Source organism: Cellvibrio sp., assembly GCF_053579595.1.
Genome location: NZ_JBRFPI010000503.1, coordinates 1 through 2,695, shown reverse-complemented (window position 1 = coordinate 2,695; position 2,695 = coordinate 1). Strand labels below are relative to the sequence as shown.

General features: G+C 43.1%; 4 protein-coding genes. All 4 read left to right on the top strand.

The window, feature by feature from the left end; all coding sequences use genetic code 11:
• A partial coding sequence (locus ACWA6V_RS20410; RefSeq protein WP_449524208.1) for a hypothetical protein occupies nt 1–779 on the top strand: 779 nt, incomplete at its 5' end.
• Between the two features lie 47 nt (nt 780–826).
• Nucleotides 827–1,267 (top strand): GNAT family N-acetyltransferase, encoded by a 441-nt coding sequence (locus ACWA6V_RS20405; protein WP_449524207.1) that lies wholly within the window; start codon nt 827–829, stop codon nt 1,265–1,267.
• Between the two features lie 55 nt (nt 1,268–1,322).
• Nucleotides 1,323–1,928 carry a DNA-3-methyladenine glycosylase I gene (locus tag ACWA6V_RS20400; RefSeq protein ID WP_449524206.1) on the top strand — a complete coding sequence of 202 codons (606 nt, stop codon included), beginning with the start codon at nt 1,323–1,325 and terminating at the stop codon, nt 1,926–1,928.
• Between the two features lie 80 nt (nt 1,929–2,008).
• A partial coding sequence (locus ACWA6V_RS20395) for a MalY/PatB family protein (RefSeq protein WP_449524205.1) occupies nt 2,009–2,695 on the top strand: 687 nt, incomplete at its 3' end.

Here is a 2,695-nt window from a genome sequence, read left to right as displayed (position 1 = left end):
GCGGAATGCACTACGTGCTTCCGCCGTTTTTATATTTGGCATTAATTGGGCGAATTATTATGAAAGAAATAAACTGTCCCCCGCATGGGTGGGCCGACAATAACATTTCCACCTTCATCGATGCATCTAGACTGAATGAATATGCAACATTTGCAAACAAGTCCATTTATATAGCTAAAATCACAAAAATTGATAAAGTCTTTCGTCTGGCGTGCGAGCTGCTCAGTTCTACTGAAAAGGATTTAATTAACATTTTTTTGCTGCGTGCACATTCAAATTATTTGGCTTCATGCCGTCTTTCCTGGAGTGGGCAACATCCGGAATCCTTCGCATTATTAAGATCTTGTTTGGAGCACTCTTTATACGCTGTTTATTTTTTTAAATATCCACACCTCCAGGAAACTTGGGGTAGGCGGCATGATAATGAAGCTGCAAAAAAGGCTGTCAAAAAACAGCTAAAAATTACAGATATGATCGCTCTTGCAGAAGGAATCAATAAGACTAGAGGTAAAGAGGCCAAGGCTCTATACGAATTGACGATTGATATGGGGGCGCATCCTAATTTGTTTTCTATAATCCAGACCGTTCGCCTTTCCGAGTGTAGAAATGATGTGGATTATTTGAGCTCAAATCAAGATGCTCTAGATTACTCTCTGGGAGTTTCGATTCGGGTTGGGGTTTGCGTTCTATCATTATTTGAACTCATTTATAGTAGCCGTTTTTCAATTATGGGTCTGAGTGATATCTTGCTGGAGTTGAGGCTCGAGGTGAATGCCTAAGTATTACATTGCCGGTAGAATGGTTTTTAATTTAGAGTGTTATTTTAATGAATAAGAAAACGATTGCAGGCTATAGAATCAGTACCAATAAATCCGATCTGGATTTTAATGTTATCCACTCATTTATTTCAAACACCTACTGGGCAAAAGGAATACCTGCTGAAACAATGCAAAAAGCAATTGATCATGCGATGTGTTTCGGCGTATTCACTGACCAAAACGAGCAAGTTGGTTTTGCTCGGGTGATCACTGATACCGCAACCTTCGCCTATCTTTCAGATGTATTTATTCTGGATTCCCATCGGGGCAAGGGTTTGAGTAAGTGGTTAGTGGAAGAAATTGTTGCTCACCCAGATCTGCAAAATCTACGGCGGTTTGTATTGGTAACCAAGGATGCTCACGGCTTATATGAGCAATTCGGGTTCGACGCTATTTCTCATTCTGACGATTACATGGAAAAGTGGGTTCCCAATATTTATCAGCGCTGAGTTGAAACGTGGTTAACGAAATCAGATTTATTGCCTAACACGGAGACGTTTTTATATGAGCGATACAATTCTTGGTTTGGATGGCAAACCGCGCTGCAAATGGTGTGCGGCAGCGCCTGAGTTTTTTGAGTATCACGATAAAGAATGGGGCTTTCCTGTAGCGGATGATGTGCGTTTATTTGAAAAGCTTTGTCTTGAAGGTTTTCAGTCGGGCTTAAGCTGGCGCACTATTCTCGCCAAGCGTGAAAACTTTCGCACTGCATTTTCCCGGTTTGATTTCCATAAAATCGCCAAGTTTACCGAGCGCGATATTAATCGCTTATTGCAAGATGAAGGTATTGTTCGCCACCGCGGAAAAATTGAGGCGGTGATTAATAACGCCAAGTGTTTGCAAGAACTGATTAAACGCGAAGGTTCATTTGCCGCATTTATCTGGCGTTACGAACCAAAGGCAGATGAGTTGGCAATACCACAAACTGCGTCCACATCCAATGTGTCGGTAGCCTTATCAAAAGAGTTAAAGAAACAAGGTTGGAAGTTTGTCGGGCCGACAACGGTGTATGCATTTATGCAGGCCATGGGACTGATTAATGACCATCATCAGGATTGTGTAACGCGAACCAAGGTTGAGCAGGCGCGAAAGAAATTCAAGCGCCCGTAAACATTCGTTGCCGGGTTTGGACGATTAATTAGATCGAAAGAATCAAATATCCTAAGTAAGTAACTGTATAAGGTTTGCTAATGACATTTAATTTTGATGAAGAAATTCAGCGCGAAAATACCCACTCTGTAAAATTCGACGGGCGCCAACAATATTTCGGTACTACCGATGTATCGCCGCTGTGGGTTGCCGATATGGATTTTGCTGTGCCTGAGTGTGTAAAGCGAGCACTGCAAGAGCGAGTCAATCATCCGGTATTTGGTTATACGCTTTACCCTGAAAGTATTTATCAATCGATTATCGATTGGTTTCAGCGTCGCCACCAATGGACTATTGAGCGGGAGTGGATTGTATTTGCACCGGGTGTTGTTCCATCACTATTTGCGGCAGCCAAGGCTTTTGCTCAAGAGAGCGAGGGAGTGATTGTACAATCACCCGTGTATTTTCCATTTTTTTCAGCAGTGACAACCAATAATCGCAAACTGATTAATAATCCGTTGCGTGAAATCAATGGCCGCTACGAAATGGATTTTGAACATCTGGAGCAGTGCGCCCGGCAGGGTGCAAAATTGTTGATGCTCTGTACACCGCACAATCCGGTGGGGCGCGTGTGGAGCGAAGCTGAATTGCAACAGGTGCTGGAAATTAGTCGCCGTTACGATTTAACGATCCTCTCTGATGATATCCACTGCGATCTGGTCTACTCCGGCGTTAAGCACACCATGCTTGGCCGCCTTGCACGGCCGGGCGATAAAATTATCACTACT

Excerpts from the sequence above, each read along its gene's own strand:
- ACWA6V_RS20400 (WP_449524206.1), top strand. The coding sequence starts at position 1,323 with ATGAGCGATACAATTCTTGGTTTGGATGGCAAACCGCGCTGCAAATGG.
- ACWA6V_RS20405 (WP_449524207.1), top strand. The coding sequence starts at position 827 with ATGAATAAGAAAACGATTGCAGGCTATAGAATCAGTACCAATAAATCC.